This is a genomic window from Nocardia sp. X0981 (genome assembly GCF_977089955.1).
The window spans coordinates 5603197-5619399 of sequence record NZ_OZ372435.1 but is presented as its reverse complement, the minus strand read 5'-3'; the positions used below and the strand labels follow the sequence as shown (position 1 = coordinate 5619399).

Annotated in this window: 15 protein-coding genes; all 15 read left to right on the top strand. The window is 66.3% G+C overall.

The window, feature by feature from the left end:
• Positions 1–507: 507 nt before the first annotated feature.
• The 15 genes from ACYR7D_RS24795 (at position 508) to ACYR7D_RS24725 (ending at position 16178) form a co-directional block, all read left to right on the top strand.
• Positions 508–1356: a helix-turn-helix transcriptional regulator gene (locus ACYR7D_RS24795; RefSeq protein WP_459550276.1), complete on the top strand. Its 849-nt coding sequence runs from the start codon at positions 508–510 to the stop codon at positions 1354–1356.
• Positions 1353–2789, top strand: a complete 1437-nt coding sequence (gene sufB, locus ACYR7D_RS24790) for a Fe-S cluster assembly protein SufB (RefSeq protein ID WP_459546924.1) — start codon at positions 1353–1355, stop codon at positions 2787–2789. Before ACYR7D_RS24795 ends, sufB begins: the two co-directional genes overlap by 4 nt.
• A gap of 56 nt (positions 2790–2845) precedes the next feature.
• Positions 2846–4003, top strand: a complete 1158-nt coding sequence (sufD, locus tag ACYR7D_RS24785) for a Fe-S cluster assembly protein SufD (RefSeq protein WP_459550275.1) — start codon at positions 2846–2848, stop codon at positions 4001–4003.
• A 42-nt stretch (positions 4004–4045) separates the two neighbouring features.
• A complete protein-coding gene (gene sufC / locus ACYR7D_RS24780; protein ID WP_459546923.1) occupies positions 4046–4816 on the top strand; it encodes a Fe-S cluster assembly ATPase SufC in 771 nt (256 codons plus the stop codon).
• A gap of 1 nt (position 4817) precedes the next feature.
• Positions 4818–6071, top strand: a complete 1254-nt coding sequence (locus ACYR7D_RS24775; RefSeq protein ID WP_459546922.1) for a cysteine desulfurase — start codon at positions 4818–4820, stop codon at positions 6069–6071.
• Positions 6072–6074: 3 nt separating this feature from the next.
• Complete coding sequence (gene sufU / locus ACYR7D_RS24770) at positions 6075–6572, top strand: Fe-S cluster assembly sulfur transfer protein SufU (protein ID WP_459546921.1); 498 nt, start codon at positions 6075–6077, stop codon at positions 6570–6572.
• The gene (locus tag ACYR7D_RS24765; RefSeq protein ID WP_459546920.1) at positions 6569–6955 is read left to right on the top strand and encodes a metal-sulfur cluster assembly factor; all 387 of its coding nucleotides are present in this window, start codon (positions 6569–6571) and stop codon (positions 6953–6955) included. The genes sufU and ACYR7D_RS24765 overlap by 4 nt, the downstream gene beginning before the upstream one ends.
• An 814-nt stretch (positions 6956–7769) precedes the next feature.
• The gene (locus ACYR7D_RS24760; RefSeq protein WP_459546919.1) at positions 7770–9335 is read left to right on the top strand and encodes an ATP-binding protein; all 1566 of its coding nucleotides are present in this window, start codon (positions 7770–7772) and stop codon (positions 9333–9335) included.
• Complete coding sequence (locus ACYR7D_RS24755) at positions 9335–9769, top strand: roadblock/LC7 domain-containing protein (RefSeq protein ID WP_459546918.1); 435 nt, start codon at positions 9335–9337, stop codon at positions 9767–9769. Before ACYR7D_RS24760 ends, ACYR7D_RS24755 begins: the two co-directional genes overlap by 1 nt.
• Positions 9766–10113, top strand: a complete 348-nt coding sequence (locus ACYR7D_RS24750) for a DUF742 domain-containing protein (RefSeq protein WP_459546917.1) — start codon at positions 9766–9768, stop codon at positions 10111–10113. The genes ACYR7D_RS24755 and ACYR7D_RS24750 overlap by 4 nt, the downstream gene beginning before the upstream one ends.
• Positions 10088–10711: a GTP-binding protein gene (locus ACYR7D_RS24745; RefSeq protein WP_459546916.1), complete on the top strand. Its 624-nt coding sequence runs from the start codon at positions 10088–10090 to the stop codon at positions 10709–10711. Before ACYR7D_RS24750 ends, ACYR7D_RS24745 begins: the two co-directional genes overlap by 26 nt.
• Positions 10708–11979, top strand: coding sequence for a cytochrome P450 (locus ACYR7D_RS24740; protein ID WP_459546915.1), 1272 nt, complete (start codon positions 10708–10710; stop codon positions 11977–11979). The genes ACYR7D_RS24745 and ACYR7D_RS24740 overlap by 4 nt, the downstream gene beginning before the upstream one ends.
• A gap of 11 nt (positions 11980–11990) precedes the next feature.
• Complete coding sequence (locus ACYR7D_RS24735; RefSeq protein WP_459546914.1) at positions 11991–13211, top strand: cytochrome P450 family protein; 1221 nt, start codon at positions 11991–11993, stop codon at positions 13209–13211.
• A gap of 146 nt (positions 13212–13357) precedes the next feature.
• Positions 13358–14629: a cytochrome P450 family protein gene (locus ACYR7D_RS24730; RefSeq protein ID WP_459546913.1), complete on the top strand. Its 1272-nt coding sequence runs from the start codon at positions 13358–13360 to the stop codon at positions 14627–14629.
• Positions 14630–14936: 307 nt separating this feature from the next.
• Positions 14937–16178, top strand: a complete 1242-nt coding sequence (locus ACYR7D_RS24725) for a cytochrome P450 (protein ID WP_459546912.1) — start codon at positions 14937–14939, stop codon at positions 16176–16178.
• Positions 16179–16203: the final 25 nt, after the last annotated feature.

Here is a 16203-nt window from a genome sequence, read left to right as displayed (position 1 = left end):
GCGCCCGCTGCTCGAGCGACACCGACGCGCCTACCTGTCCTGCCACGGTCTCCGACACTAGTTCGCCGGACGTGCCGATGGCCTCCCGGCCACAGCGCGGCGCGCATCCGCGGGGCGGTGGCCGCGCCGACCGCCGACTGCGGCCACCACCCGGCTACCGGTCTCCGTGGCGGCTTCCCGCCCGGCTCCCGCCGTCCCGTCCGCGCTTTTGCGGTGTCCGCCGCGCGCGGTCGGCCGGAACGCCCTCGGGCGGCGGCTCGGCCGCAGCGCCGGTGCAGCCGGACAGCAAATCCTCTCGTACGGGTCAGGCGGTACCGCCGACGAGACGTGCGGTGAAGCACATCACTACCGGCTTCGGCGCGCTCGCCGGCGCTCGCCTTCTCCGGCGTCGGAGCAGGGCATTTCCGGTATCGGCGCACGAATCGCCGCACCGGCGCTCCCCGCCTGCTCAGGGCACCCTTATTAGATTTCGGGAACGAATTCCGCCACACTGATGTTGTGAAAACTGTGGGTTTGCCGAATGTAGACGAAAGGGCTGGTCACCGGGCCGGTACCGGGTCTGTCGGCGTCCCCGTCACCGAGGGCCATACCCGGGCCGCGATCGTACGGCTGCTGCTGGAAGAGGGGCCGATCACCGCTACCGCGATCGGGCGTGCGCTGGGGCTGGCCCCCGCGGGGGTGCGCCGGCATCTCGACGCGCTCATCGAATCCGGGCAGGCGCGCGCGGGCCGTTCCGCGCCCTGGCAACAGAAGGGCCGCGGCCGGCCGGCCAAGCAGTACCAGCTCACGGCTGCCGGACGCGGCATGCTGGGGCACGCCTACGACGATCTGGCCGGTGCGGCCATCCGGCAGCTCCGGGAGATCGGTGGCGAAGAGGCGGTCACCGCGTTCGCGCGGAAACGGGCGCGCACCCTGGTGGACGGCATCGAAGCGCTGCCCACCCAGCGGGACGAGCCCGCCGCGGATGTCGTGGCCCCCGGGGACGAGGCCGCGCGGTCCGGGACGGCGGCCAAAGCCGAGGAGATCGCCACGGCGCTGTCCGGCGCGGGCTTCGCGGCGAGTACCCGCCGGGTCGGTGCCGGGGTGCAGATCTGCCAGCACCACTGTCCGGTCTCCCATGTGGCCGAGGAATTCCCGGAGCTGTGCGAGGCCGAACTCGAGGTCTTCCGGGAGGTACTGGGTACCCATGTGCAGCGGCTGGCCACCATCGCCAACGGTGATTGCGCCTGCACCACGCACGTACCCCTGACGGTGCTGCCGACCCCGGCGGTCGCCCGAACCGACGACACGTCACCATCAGCCGTTGCACAGCCCGCAACGGACGTAACGAACGACTCCGGAAGGAGTGCCGAATGACGACCACCACCGACCAGGTGCCACCGCTCACCCAGGAGGAGGCGATCGCCTCACTGGGTAAATACGGCTACGGCTGGGCCGACTCGGACGTGGCGGGAGCCAGTGCGCAGCGGGGTCTGTCCGAGGAGGTCGTCCGCGATATCTCGGCCAAGAAGGACGAACCGGCCTGGATGCTGGAGAACCGGCTCAAGGCGTTGCGGATCTTCGATCGCAAACCGATGCCGAACTGGGGCTCGAACCTCGACGGTATCGATTTCGACAACATCAAGTACTTCGTGCGCTCGACCGAGAAGCAGGCCGAGAGCTGGGAGGACCTGCCCGAGGACATCAAGAACACCTACGACAAGCTGGGTATCCCGGAGGCGGAGAAGCAGCGGCTGGTCGCCGGTGTCGCCGCCCAGTACGAGTCGGAGGTCGTCTACCACCAGATCCGCGAGGATCTGGAGGCCCAGGGCGTGATCTTCCTGGACACCGATACCGGGCTGCGTGAGCATCCGGAGATCTTCCAGGAGTACTTCGGCAGTGTCATCCCGGCCGGGGACAACAAGTTCTCCGCCCTGAACACCGCGGTGTGGTCGGGTGGTTCGTTCATCTATGTGCCGCCGGGTGTGCACGTGGACATCCCGCTGCAGGCCTACTTCCGGATCAACACCGAGAACATGGGCCAGTTCGAGCGCACCCTGATCATCGTCGACGAGGACGCCTACGTGCACTACGTCGAGGGTTGTACCGCGCCGATCTACAAATCGGATTCGTTGCACTCGGCCGTGGTCGAGATCATCGTGAAGAAGGGCGGCCGCTGCCGCTACACCACCATCCAGAACTGGTCCAACAACGTCTACAACCTGGTCACCAAGCGGGCCAAGGCCGAGGCGGGCGCGACCATGGAGTGGATCGACGGCAATATCGGCTCCAAGGTCACCATGAAGTACCCGGCCGTGTGGATGACCGGTGAGCACGCCAAGGGTGAGGTGCTCTCGGTCGCCTTCGCCGGTGAGGGCCAGCATCAGGACACCGGCGCCAAGATGGTGCACCTGGCCCCGCACACCTCCTCGACCATCGTGTCCAAATCGGTCGCGCGCGGCGGCGGCCGGGCCTCCTATCGCGGCCTGGTCCAGGTGAACAAGGGCGCGCACGGCTCGAAGTCGACGGTGAAGTGCGATGCGCTGCTCGTCGATACCGTCAGCCGTTCCGACACCTACCCCTATGTCGATATCCGCGAGGACGACGTGACGATGGGGCACGAGGCGACCGTGTCGAAGGTTTCCGAGGACCAGCTGTTCTACCTGATGAGCCGCGGCCTCACCGAGGACGAGGCCATGGCGATGGTGGTGCGCGGGTTCGTCGAGCCCATCGCCAAGGAGCTCCCGATGGAATACGCGCTGGAGCTCAACCGCCTGATCGAACTGCAGATGGAAGGAGCCGTCGGCTAGTGAGCGAGCTCGCGAGCGAACAGAGGAATACCGCAGGTGGTCCGACGAATGTCGCCGTGGCCGCCGAGGCTCGTACGCCGGCGATCAACAAGGGCGAGGTGTTCACCTCCTTCGATGTGAACGCCTTCGAGATCCCCTCCGGTAAGGACGAGGCGTGGCGGTTCACCCCGCTGCGCCGGTTGCGTGGTCTGCACAACGGCACCGCCACCCGCGACGGACAGGCCGGTGTCGAGATCGCCGAGGCGGCCGGAGTCACCGTGGAGACGGTGGGCCGCGACGACGCCCGGCTGGGCGCCGGTGGTACCCCGTCCGACCGGGTCGCCGCCCAGGCGTACTCCGGGTTCGAGCAGGCGACGATCGTCTCGGTGGGCAAGGAGACCGAGGTCGCCGAACCGGTGGTCGTGCGGATCACCGGTCCCGGGGTGGGGAAGACCGCCTACGGGCACCTGCAGGTGCGGCTCGCGGAATTCGCCGCGGCCACCGTGGTGATCGATCAGCGTGGCAGCGGAACCTACGCCGAGAACGTGGAATTCGTACTCGGCGACAGCTCCCGGCTCACCGTGGTCGCGGTGCAGGACTGGGCCGACGACGCGGTACACACCACCGCGCACCACGCCACTCTCGGCCGTGACGCGGTACTGCGGCACACCGCGGTCACTCTCGGCGGTGATCTGGTGCGGCTCACCGGCAACGTGCGCTACGCGGGGCCGGGAGGCGACGCCGAACTGCTCGGTCTCTATTTCGCCGACGCCGGTCAGCATTTCGAACAGCGGCTACTGGTGGACCATGCCGTCCCCCACTGCAAATCGAATGTGCTGTACAAGGGCGCCCTGCAGGGTGACCCCGCATCCCCCAAGGGCGATGCCCGCACGGTATGGGTCGGCGATGTGCTCATCCGCGCCGCCGCGGAGGGCACCGATACCTTCGAGATCAATCGCAATCTCGTGCTCACCGACGGCGCTCGCGCCGATTCGGTGCCCAACCTCGAGATCGAAACCGGTGAGATCGTCGGTGCCGGGCACGCCTCGGCCACCGGCCGGTTCGACGACGAGCAGCTGTTCTACCTGCGTGCCCGCGGTATCCCGGAGGACGCCGCCCGCCGCCTGGTGGTACGCGGCTTCTTCCACGAGATCATCCAGAAGATCGCGGTCCGTGAGGTCGCCGAGCGGCTGGAGGCGGCCATCGAGGCCGAACTCGCCGCCATCGGTGTCTGACCGCCCTCCAGCCCCCAGCCCCGAAGAGGAAAACAGCATCCTATGACCACCCTGGAAATCAAGGACCTGCACGCCGAGGTCGCCACCCCGGACGGGGACACCGTCAAGATCCTCAAGGGCGTGAACCTCACCGTGAACTCCGGTGAGACGCACGCCATCATGGGACCCAACGGCTCGGGTAAGTCCACCCTGTCCTACGCCATCGCCGGCCACCCCAAGTACACCGTCACCTCGGGTTCGATCACCCTCGACGGCGAAGACGTACTGGAGATGTCGGTGGACGAGCGGGCGCGGGCCGGACTGTTCCTGGCCATGCAGTACCCGGTCGAGGTCCCCGGTGTGTCCATGTCCAATTTCCTGCGTACCGCCGCCACGGCGGTACGTGGCGAGGCGCCGAAGCTGCGGCACTGGGTCAAGGAGGTGAAGGAGTCGATGAACGAACTCGATATCGACGCCGCCTTCGCCGAACGCAGTGTGAACGAAGGCTTCTCCGGCGGTGAGAAGAAGCGGCACGAGATCTTGCAGCTGGGGCTGCTGAAGCCGAAGATCGCCATCCTCGACGAAACCGACTCCGGCCTGGACGTGGACGCGCTGCGTATCGTCTCCGACGGTGTCAATCGTTATCGGGAGCGGGAGAACGGCGGAGTCCTGCTGATCACCCATTACACCCGTATCCTGCGCTATATCCAGCCGCAGTTCGTGCACGTGTTCGTGAACGGGCGCATCGTCGCCGAGGGCGGCCCGGAACTCGCCGAGGAACTCGACGCCAACGGCTATGTGAAATTCACCCGGACCGCGGGGGCCGGAGCCTGATATGACAGCGATCCTCCCCGCCTTCGATGTCGCCCGGATCCGGGCCGACTTCCCGATCCTGAACCGTACGGTCCGGGACGGGAAGCCGCTGGTGTACCTGGATTCCGGGGCCACCGCCCAGCGGCCGCTGGCGGTGCTGGACGCCGAACGCGATTTCCTGCTCGAACGTAATTCCGCGGTGCACCGGGGCGCACACCAGCTCGCCGAGGAAGCCACCGACGCCTATGAGGACGCCCGCGCCGAGATCGCGGATTTCGTCGGCGTCGCCGCCGAGGAGATCGTGTTCACCAAGAACGCGACCGAATCACTGAACCTGGTGACCTACGCCTTCGCCGACGACCGGTTCCCGCATCATGTGGGCCCGGGCGACGAGATCGTGATCACCGAACTCGAACACCACGCGAATCTGGTGCCCTGGCAGGAACTCGCCCGTCGTACCGGCGCCACGCTGCGCTGGTACGGGGTGACCGAGGACGGCCGTATCGATCTGGAATCGCTGGAATTGTCCCCGGCCACCAAGGTCGTGGCCTTCACCCACCAGTCCAATGTCACCGGGGCGGTGGCGCCCGTCGCCGAACTGGTGCGCCGGGCCCGCGCTGTCGGTGCCGTGGTGGTGCTGGACGCCTGCCAGTCGGTTCCGCACATGCCGGTCGACTTCCGGGCCCTGGACGTGGACTACGCGGCGTTCTCCGGGCACAAGATGCTCGGTCCCTCCGGAGTGGGTGTGCTGTACGGGAAAGCGGCGATCCTGGCCGATACCCCGCCCTTCATCACCGGCGGCTCCATGATCGAGACCGTCACCATGGAGCAGACCACTTACGCCCCACCGCCGCAGCGGTTCGAGGCCGGCGTGCCGATGACGTCTCAGGTGGTGGGCCTCGGTGCCGCGGTGCGCTATCTGCGTAAGCTCGGTATGGAGGCGGTGGCCGCGCACGAGCACACCCTCGTCGAGGCTGCGCTCGCGGGGCTCGGGGCGGTACCGGGGATCCGGATCATCGGTCCCACCGAGAATGTCGATCGCGGGGGCGCGGTAGCGTTTCTCGCCGAAGGTATCCACGCGCACGATCTGGGGCAGATCCTCGACGACGAGGGTGTCGCGATCCGGGTGGGTCACCACTGCGCCTGGCCGCTGCACCGGCGTTTCGGTGTCGCCGCCACCGCACGTGCCTCGTTCGCCCTCTACAACACCGTGGACGAGGTGGACAAACTGGTGGCCGCGGTGCGAAAAGCCCAGAACTTCTTCGGGGTCGGCTAGCACATGCGTATGGAGCAGATGTACCAGGAAGTGATCCTGGATCACTACAAGCATCCGCACAACCGCGGGCTGCGCGAGCCGTTCGGCGCCGAGGTGCACCATGTCAACCCCACCTGCGGTGACGAGGTGACCCTGCGGGTGCATATCGGCGACGCCGGTGATGTCGCCGATGTCTCCTACGACGGCCAGGGGTGTTCGATCAGCCAGGCATCGATCTCGGTGCTGACCGAGCAGGTGATCGGCCTGCCGGTCGCCGAGGCGCTGGGCGTCGTCGATTCGTTCAACGAGATGATCGGCAGCCGGGGGACCGTCGAGGGCGACGAGGAAGTCATCGGTGACGGAATCGCTTTCGCCGGTGTCGCCAAGTACCCGGCCCGCGTGAAATGCGCGCTGCTGGGCTGGATGGCGTTCAAGGACGCGGTGCTCCGGATCGATGGTGCGGCCGATGCCGTGACCTCCGGGCCCGATACCGACCGAGCACGGAACGGGGAAACAGCATGACCGATACTCCTGCCACCGAATCCGCCGCGGCCGCGGCGGGCACCGCCGAGAACGAACTGTCGGCCGATGAGCTCGCGCAGCTCGCCGATATCGAGGAGGCGATGCGTGATGTCGTCGACCCCGAACTCGGTATCAATGTCGTGGATCTGGGGCTGGTCTACGGTATGCGGGTCGAGGAGACCACCGCGGTGCTGGATATGACGCTGACCTCCGCGGCCTGTCCGCTCACCGATGTGATCGAGGATCAGTCGCGTAACGCCCTCGTGCGCAGCGGCCTGGTGGACGATCTGAAGATCAATTGGGTCTGGATGCCGCCGTGGGGTCCGGACAAGATCACCGAGGACGGCCGGGAACAGTTGCGGGCTCTCGGTTTCACCGTGTAGCAACCGGTAGTTCTTCCGGGCCGGGTATCGATCGCGGCGGCGACCATCGGGTCGCCGCCGCGATCGGTCTGTCGTCGAATTGCTCCGCCGGCGACCGCGAAGCAGACTGTTGGTACGGACCGATGTGGTGTTCCGGTGGTATTCCATCCCTATTGCCGGAGTGGTTCGGTATTGCGGCCATTTCACATACCGGCCGAAGCGGGCCGAACGAGGTTCGCGCATCCGTGTTTCAGGGATTTCGGCCGTCGGCCCGAGTGGTTAGGGCCGGGTGGTGTGGAGACATTCGATCCACCTTGTTATCAATTTTTCGGTCCCATCGCCAATCGCCGACCGTCCGGTTCGTACTCGGGTTCCTTTGCTGGTGATAGGGGATGCCGGGCGGCTGTGCGCTGAAGCACGCCGCGGTCCGCGACGGTGTCCGGCCGGTTCTCGCCGCCGTGATCTTCGCCCGCGCAATACCTTCCGCATTCAACGAGGTCGCGGCCCTATCACGGAACGGTGACAATCGATTATCGGTGGTTATTGAGAGACTTCACGACAATGCTGCTACTGTGAGCGAGTCGTCGGGTTCCCGGCCGTCGGAGGATGTGCTCCGACGCCAGCGATCGGCCGAATGACTTGTCCCTTAGTTACTTTCGAGTAGGCGAAAGTAACTAAGGGATATGTCACCGACCGTAGCTGCCGGTACCCGACAGGGACCTCATCCGGCCAGGGGCAAACATGGTCGGCGTCGCGAGGAAGGCGAGACGAAGCGCCGTGGCATGCCACGGCACCGCGTGGCGCGCCTCGAGCCCCGTCAACGACGAGAAAGCTGATGAATCTGAATACCGCCGTGCTGCTTCCTTGGATCCTCGCCCCCATACTGGTGCTCGGCGTGGCGTGGTACGCCGTTCGGGCCGTGCGAGAACAACAGAGCCGTCTGGACGTGCTCGAGCGGGAACTGGCTGTGCGTGACGATGCGCTCGAGCATCTGGTCGCCAGCACGCTCCCCGCGGTCTCGGACTCGGTGCGCCGAGCCGAACAGACCGCCGTCGCCCCCGAAGTGCCGCCGGGGCTGGAGAACTCACGTTTCGCGCAAGGTCTGCGCTGGATCATCGATCGGGTATCGGAGGATCTGCGCGCGGTTCAGAGCGAAACCCGGGAAACCGTCACCCAGGAAACCGAAGAACGGATCCGCACCGCGGTCGCGGCCGCCGAGCACAGTGTGCGTTCCGAAGCCGATTCCGCCCGGGAGCGCGCGGAGAGCCTGTCGCGGGAAGCGACCAGCGCCGCCGTGCGTTCGTTCGGTACCTCGGTGGTCAGCCTGGGCGCGGACGTGAGCCAGGTGGTGAGCTCCGCGCTGCGTGAGCACCGGGACGACCGCGTTTACGAAACCCTCATCCGTATCGACCACACCGTGCAGCAGATGATCCGTCAGGCGCAGTCCTACGTGATCGTCTGTGGCGGTCTTCCCGGCCGCCGGTGGCCCGCCCAGTCGCTGACCGACGTGGTCGGCGGCGCGACCGGGCGTGTCCGTGACTACCTGCGCGTCCGGGCCTCTCAGCTGGACCGGGTCGTCATCAGCCGTGCGGTGGAACCGCTGGTGCACACCCTCGCCTCGCTCATCGACAACGCGCTGCGCTACTCCCCGCCGACCTCCTTCGTGGACGTCACCTTCCAGGAAGGTCACCACGGGGTGACCGTGATCGTCGACGATGCCGGCGTGCGGATGAACGCCGAGCAGATGGAAGAGGCCCGGCAGGTCCTGGCCAACGAACGTTCGGTGGACATCCACCAGCTCGGCCCGGCCCCCAAAGTCGGTTTCCCCGGTATCGCCGCGCTCGCCCGCCGCTACGGGTTCACCGTCTACATCGATGGTCCCAACGCCTATGGTGGTATGCGCGCCATGGTCTACATCCCGGAGGCACTGCTGGTAGCACCCAAGGCCGACCAGGACAACGACGCCGCGCCCAACGGTGTCCCGGCCCAGCGGGAGCTCGCCGCGGTGCCGGGCGGGCAGGCCCCGTCGATCTCGACCGCCACCGGCCACCCCCTGACCGGCAACTCCGTATCATCGGTCGGCGGAGCGCATTCCGCCCCCGTTACCGGTGCCCACGCCGCGGTCCCGGCTCCGGCCGAGGCCTCCGTGCCGGGTGGTCCGGCATATGCGGATGAGAATGAGAGCGAGCAGCGTACGACAGTCCACGACATCACCAGCGGCGGTCTGCCCCGGCGTCGGCGCCGGGCCGCGGCCGTCCCAGCAGATATCAACGATCGCGTGTCCGGACAATCCAGGACCGAACCGGGGCAGGCCCGCCCCGATATCGCCGCCGCCTGGCAGAGCGGCTCCAAGAGCGGCCGTGCCGCCGCATCCGAACACACCGAAGGGATGACATCCTGATGGGTTCACCGAGGACAGTGGTATCCGACAGCACCAACAAATTGGGCTGGTTACTGGACGATCTCGAGGTTCCCGGCGTCCGATTCGCCGTCCTGCTGTCCGAGGACGGGCTGCGCATCGCACATTCGGCGAGCATCGCGAAAGACGATGCCGAACGATTCGCAGCCGCCGCCTCCGGTCTGCGTTCGCTCGGTAAGGCGCTCGGCGAATTCTGCGGTAGCAACGGAAACGATGTGCGGCAGAACATGACCGAATACGACCAGGGCATGATCATGATCACCGCGGCCGGCGAGGGAGCGCTGCTGGGGGTGGCGACCATGACCGATATCGATGTGGGTCTGATCGCGCACCGGATGAACGAGCTGGCAGGGCGCGTCGGTCACGAGCTCGGTAGCGAACCCCGCAGAAACGCACACGGCGGCGATCTGCAATGAGCCGGTCGCGGCGTGATCCAGACCTGGTCCGCGCGTATGTGCGGACCGGCGGACGCTCCCGTCCGACACGTGAGCTCGGTCTGGTGACGCTGGTCGTCGCCGTCGGTGACCCGGCTCCCGGCGCCACTCCGGACGCGCGCCGGGTGGTCGACGTCTGTGCCCGGGGCGCCCTATCGATCGCGGAGGTCGCGGCCTATCTCGACCTCCCGCCTTCGGTGGTGACCATCGTCGTCTCCGATCTGCTGGACAGCGGACATCTGAATATCCCGACCCCGGCGGAAATCATGCCGGAGATCGCCCTGCTCGAGGAGGTACTCAATGGGCTCCGTGCTCTCCCGGCCTGATCGGCCCGCGGAATACGGCCGCGCGGTCGACTATGTGGCGGAGACGGTGACCCGATCGGTGAAATTGCTGGTCGCCGGTAATTTCGGTGTCGGCAAGACCACCTTCGTGAGCAGTGTTTCCGAGATCAAACCGCTGCGCACCGAGGAAACCATCACCGAGGCCAGCGTGGGGATCGACGATCTCGGTGGATTGGGATCGAAGACCCAGACCACGGTCGCGATGGACTTCGGCCGTATCACGCTCAACCCCGAACTGGCGCTGTACCTTTTCGGTACCCCCGGTCAGCAGCGGTTCATTCCGCTGTGGGAAGAGCTGGCCAAGGGCGCGCTCGGGGCCCTGGTCCTGGTCGACACCCGGCGTATCGAGAAGGCCGACGAAGTGCTGGCCGTGCTCGAGGAGCGCGGGGTCCCGTACGCGGTCGGGGTCAACGAATTCGAGGGTGCCAACCGCTTCCCGCTCTCGGAAATCCGGGAAGCACTCGATCTGACAGAAGACACTCCGCTGGTCGCTCTCGACGCGCGTGATCGGCGTACCTGCCTCCAATCGCTGATCACGCTGGTCGAATATTTGTTCCATCGATTGGAGTCTCGTCTTTGACCACGCAGTTCTCTCCGGTTCCGCAACAACAACCTCCTTTCACCGGTTGCCCGGTGATCCACGGAGAACCCACCGGAGGCGTTGGCCCACGTTTCACCCTCTACACCGAAGAATTCGCCAACGATCCACACCGTGCCTACGCGGCCATGCGTAGCCGGTACGGCTCGCTGGTACCCATCGATCTGGCCCCGGATGTGCCGGCCACCCTGGTGATCGGTTACGAAGCCGCCGTTCGCATCCTGAACGATCCCGAGCGGTTCCCGGCCGATCCGCGCACCTGGCAGACCAGTATCCCGCAGGATTCGCCGGTCCGGCCGATGATGGAGTGGTATCCGAACGCGCTGCGCAACAGCGGTGAGCTGCACCAGCGGTATCGCCAGGCCTATGTGCACGCGATCGACGGTATCGATCTGCACGAACTGCACCAGACAATCGAGCAGATCGCGGTGCCGCTGATCAACTCCTTCTGCGAATCGGGTAAGGCCGACCTCGTCACCCAGTACGCCTTCCCGCTGGTGTTCGAGGTGCTCAACCGAATGGTCGGGTGCACACCGGAACTGGGAGAACGGGTGGCCAACGGGATGGCCGCGCTGTTCGACACCGTCAACGCCGAATGGGGGATGAACCACCTCAGCGAGGCGTTGATGGAACTCATCTTCCAGAAGCGGTCCGAGCCCGGTGAGGATGTCACTTCACGGCTCGTGCACCACCCGGCGAATCTGAACGACGAAGAACTGCTGTCCAATCTGATCAGCTTCTACGGGGCGGGCGTGGAACCGCAGCAGAACCTGATCAACAACACGCTGCTGCTGATGATGACCGACGACCGGTTCGGCGGAAGTATGCTCGGCGGCGCGCTGTCCACCCGTGACGCGTTGGACGAGGTGCTGTTCAACGACCCGCCGATGGCGAATTTCTGCACCACCTACCCGCGTCAGCCGATCCTGGTCGAGAACACCTGGCTGCCCGCGCATCAGCCGGTGCTGATCAGCTTGTCGGCATGTAACAACGATCCGGCCGTGCGCGGCGGGGACCACACCGGTAACCGTTCGCATCTGGCCTGGAGTATCGGACCACACGCCTGCCCCGCGCAATCTCCGGCGCTCGTGGTGGTCCAGGGGGCGATCGACCTGCTCCTCGATGCGCTTCCGGAATTGGAGCTGGCGGTTCCGGTGGAAGACCTCGTCTGGCGTCCCGGGCCCTTCCACCGGGCACTGGCGGCGCTTCCGGTGGCCTTCCCGCCTTCTCCTCCGTTGAATCTCGTGTAAGGAGATGCTCGTTGCAACGCGAACCCATCGTCCTGGATATGGCCGGCGCCGATATCCAAGGTGAATCGGTCCGGCTGCGTGCCCAGGGCCCGGCCGCGTTGGTGGAGTTACCCGGCGGGGTGCCCGCCTGGTCGATCACCGACGCCGCGGTACTGAAAAGCCTGCTGGCCGATCCGCGGGTGTCCAAGGATCCGCGCCAGCACTGGACGGCGTTCGTGAACGGGGAGATCACCGAGGATTGGCCGCTGCTGCCGTGGATCGCGGTGGAGAACATGTTCACCGCCTACGGCGCGGATCATCGCCGACTGCGCAAACTGGTGTCGCCGGCGTTCACCCACCGGCGGACCGCCGCGCTACGACCCCGCGTGGAGGCGCTGATCGCCGAGCTGCTGGACCAGTTGGCGGCCGCGCCCGCCGGGCAGGTCGTGGATCTGCGCGAGAGCTACGCCTATCCGGTGCCGATCCAGGTGATCACCGAGCTGCTCGGTGTCCCGGATTCGCTCGGGCCGGGGCTGCGGGTCTGTGTGGACCGGTATTTCGATACCACCATCAGCCAGGAGGACGCGCAGGCCAACTTCGTCGAAATGTACGGCCTGGTAGCCGAACTCGTCCGATACCGGCGCGACAACCCCGGCGACGATATCACCAGCGTGATGCTCGGCAGCCGGGACGACGACGGTACGCAGCTCACCGAGAAGCAGATCATCGAAACCCTGATGCTGGTCATCAACGCCGGCCACGAGACGACGGTCAATCTGCTGGATCAGGCGATCGTCGCTCTGCTCACCCATCCGCAGCAGCGGGTCGCGGCCCTGACGGGGCAGGCGAGCTGGGCGGATGTGGTGGAGGAGACGCTGCGTTACGAGGCGCCGGTCGCGCATCTGCCGCTGCGTTTCGCGGTGGAGGACATCGAGATCGAGGGCGGTCCGCGAATCGGCAAGGGCGAAGCCATTCTCGCCTCCTACGCCGCGGCCAGCCGTGACCCGAAGGTGCACGGGTCGTCCACCGATACCTTCGATATCACCCGGGCCGTCAAGGACCATGTGTCCTTCGGCTACGGCGCACACCACTGCATCGGCGCACCGCTGGCGCGGATGGAAGGCGAACTGGCGCTGCCCGCGCTGTTCCGGCGCTTCCCGGACATACGGCTGGCGGTCGAGGTGAGCGAACTGAAGCCGGTCGTGAGTTTCGTTTCCAACGGTCACCAGGAATTGCCTGTGTATCTCGGCTGAGACCGGTACCGTACGAAGACCCGGTTACTACAACTTCATTGCTGATGGCTCGTCGCGGACGTCGCTGAACGGGATGTATGGGTCGGCGGATAGGTCTGCGAAAACGCACTGTCCACCGATTCATACGAACCTCGGAGTGTGACGCCTTGACCACAGCACGACCCGATCAGTACCTCGCGGCAGATAAGCGTTTCGTCTTCCACGGTTCCCCCGTGGACACCGCCGCCGGTCCGCGAATCCCGTTGTACACAGAAGAGTTCGCCGCCGACCCGCACCGGGTGTACCAGGAGATGCGGCGCCGTTTCGGCTCGCTGGCCCCGGTGGAATTGGCGCCGGGGGTTCCGGCGACCCTGGTGATCGGTTATCGCACGGCGGTACGAATCCTCAACGATCCGGAGCGGTTCCCGGCCGATCCCCGCGTCTGGCAGCGCGGGGTACCCGAGGATTGCCCCGTACTGCCCATGCTGGAGTACCGGCCGAATCCGCTGCGCACCGTCGGTGACGACCGCGTTCGCTACCGTTCGGCCGCGGTGGCAGCCCTCAACGGTGTGGATATGCACGAGTTGCACGGCATCATCGAGGAGATCGCGATCCCCCTGATCAACTCGTTCTGCTCGGACGGCTACTGCGATGTGCTCGGGCAGTACGCGGCGCCGCTGGTCTTCGCCACGCTCAACGTCATGCTGGGTTGTCCTCCGGAACTCGGGCACCGGGCCGCCCGTGGGTTGGCGGCCATGTTCGATACCGTCGATGCCGCCGAGGGCAATGCCATCCAGGCAGACGCCCTGCTCGAGCTGGCCCGCCTCAAACGGGCCGAGCCGTCCGAGGACATCACCACTCGCCTCGTACAGCATCCGGCCCAGCTCAGCGACGAGGAGGTCCGTCAGCAGTTGGCGCTGCTGTACGGCGCGGGAACCGAGCCGCCGCAGAATCTGATCGTGAACACGCTGCTGCTGATGCTGACCGACGAACGGTTCGCGGCCACGGTGCTCGACGGCAGTCTGTCCACCCGGGATGCCTTGGACGAGGTGCTGTTCAACGATCCTCCGCTGGCCAACTACTGCGCCAGCTACCCGCGGCAGCCGATTCTGATCGACGGTGTCTGGCTGCCCGCACATCAACCGGTACTGATCAGCATGGCCGCCTGTAACAGCGATCCGGCCGTCAATACCGGGGGGCTGACCGCCAACCGGTCGCATCTGGCGTTCAGCGCCGGTCCGCACAGCTGCCCGGCGCGTTCGGTGGCTCTGCTGATCGTGCAGGACGCGCTCGACCAGCTGCTGGACGCGATACCGGAGATGGTCCTGGCGGTACCGCCGGGGGAATTGCGATGGCGTCCGGGCCCGTTCCATCGTGCCCTGGTCTCGCTGCCGGTCACCTTTCCGGAGAGCCCCCCCATCCGGATCGGGAAGCACTGATGGATCGGGGCATTCGAATATCCCTGCCGATTCCGCCGGAAGATGTTCGGTGCCACCTCGGGGGCCCCGGCCACTGATACCGGCATGCCGTGGGTTTGCGCGCTCGGGCCGGGGAGCGCGGAGAAGGTAGGTCGCCGTGGCGTCATCGGCCGGGTTCGGTGCCGATCCGGCCCGGTCGAAGAGTCCCTCGAAAATATTGTGGCTCGGTAATATCGGAACGCCGCGAAACGTTTGCGGGTAGAGTCGCCAACTCAGCCCGCGGCCGGTCCCCGGCCCCCCGAACCACACCCGCAGGAACAAGCAGAAGTTGCATATCGACAGCGCACCCCTACCGAACGCGGCACCCAGTGATTTCGACGGGCCGCGTGTTCCTCTGTACACGGAGGAGTACGCGGCCGATCCACACCGGATCTACCGGGAGATGCGAAGCCGTTTCGGTTCACTGGCTCCGGTGGAGCTGGCACCCGGCGTACCGGCAACCCTGGTGATCGGCTACTACGCGGCCGTCCGGATCCTCAACGATCCGGACCATTTCCCGGCCGATCCGCGGTCCTGGGAGAAGAACATTCCCGCCGATTCCCCGATTCGGCCCATGATGGAGTGGCGGCCCAACCCCCTCCGCAGTGCCGGAAACGAACACAAGCGATACCGGGCAGCGGCCGCGGGCGCGCTCGGCAAGATCGATCTGCACCGTTTGCACAGCACCATCGAACGGATCGCGGTCCCACTGATCAACTCGTTCTGCGAGGACGGACACTGCGATATCCTCGGCCAGTACGCGCTCCCCGTCATCTTCTCGACCCTCAACGAGCTGCTCGGCTGCTCACCCGAGATCGGCCAGCGGGCGGCGACCGGAATGCTGGCCCTGTTCGATACCGTCGACGCCGCCGAGGGCAACCGCATGCTGTCCGAGGCATTGATGGAGCTCATCCGGACCAAACGCTCGGACCCCGGCGAGGATGTGACCAGCTGGCTGGCACAGCATCCGGTGCAGCTGGACGACGAGGAGATGCTGCACCAGCTGGTAACGCTGTACGGTGCCGGGATCTCGCCGCCGCAGAACCTGATCGCGAACACCCTGCTGCTGATGCTGACCGACGAACGGTTCGGCGGAAATGTCCTCGGCGGCAGCCTGTCGACCCGGGACGCCTTGGACGAGGTGCTCTTCAACGATCCACCGATGCAGAACTACTGCATCAGTTATCCGCGTCAGCCCATCCTCATCGAGGATTTCTGGTTGCCCGCGCACCAGCCGGTTTTGATCAGCATGGCTGCCTGCAACAACGATCCGGCCATCCGCGCCGCGGGGTTCACCGACAACCGGTCGCATCTGGCCTTCGGTACGGGACCGCACGCGTGCCCCGTCCGTCCCGCGGCGCTGCTGATGGTGCAGGACGCGATCGATCAGCTGCTGGACGCACTGCCGGAAATGCAACTGGCCGTCCCCCGAGCGGAGCTGCGGTGGCGGCCGGGCCCCTTCCACCGCGCCCTGTTCTCGCTACCGGTGACGTTTCCCAAGAGCCCGCCGATCCCGGTGTTCGATATGTGATGCTCCGGTAGTGGAGGGATGGTGC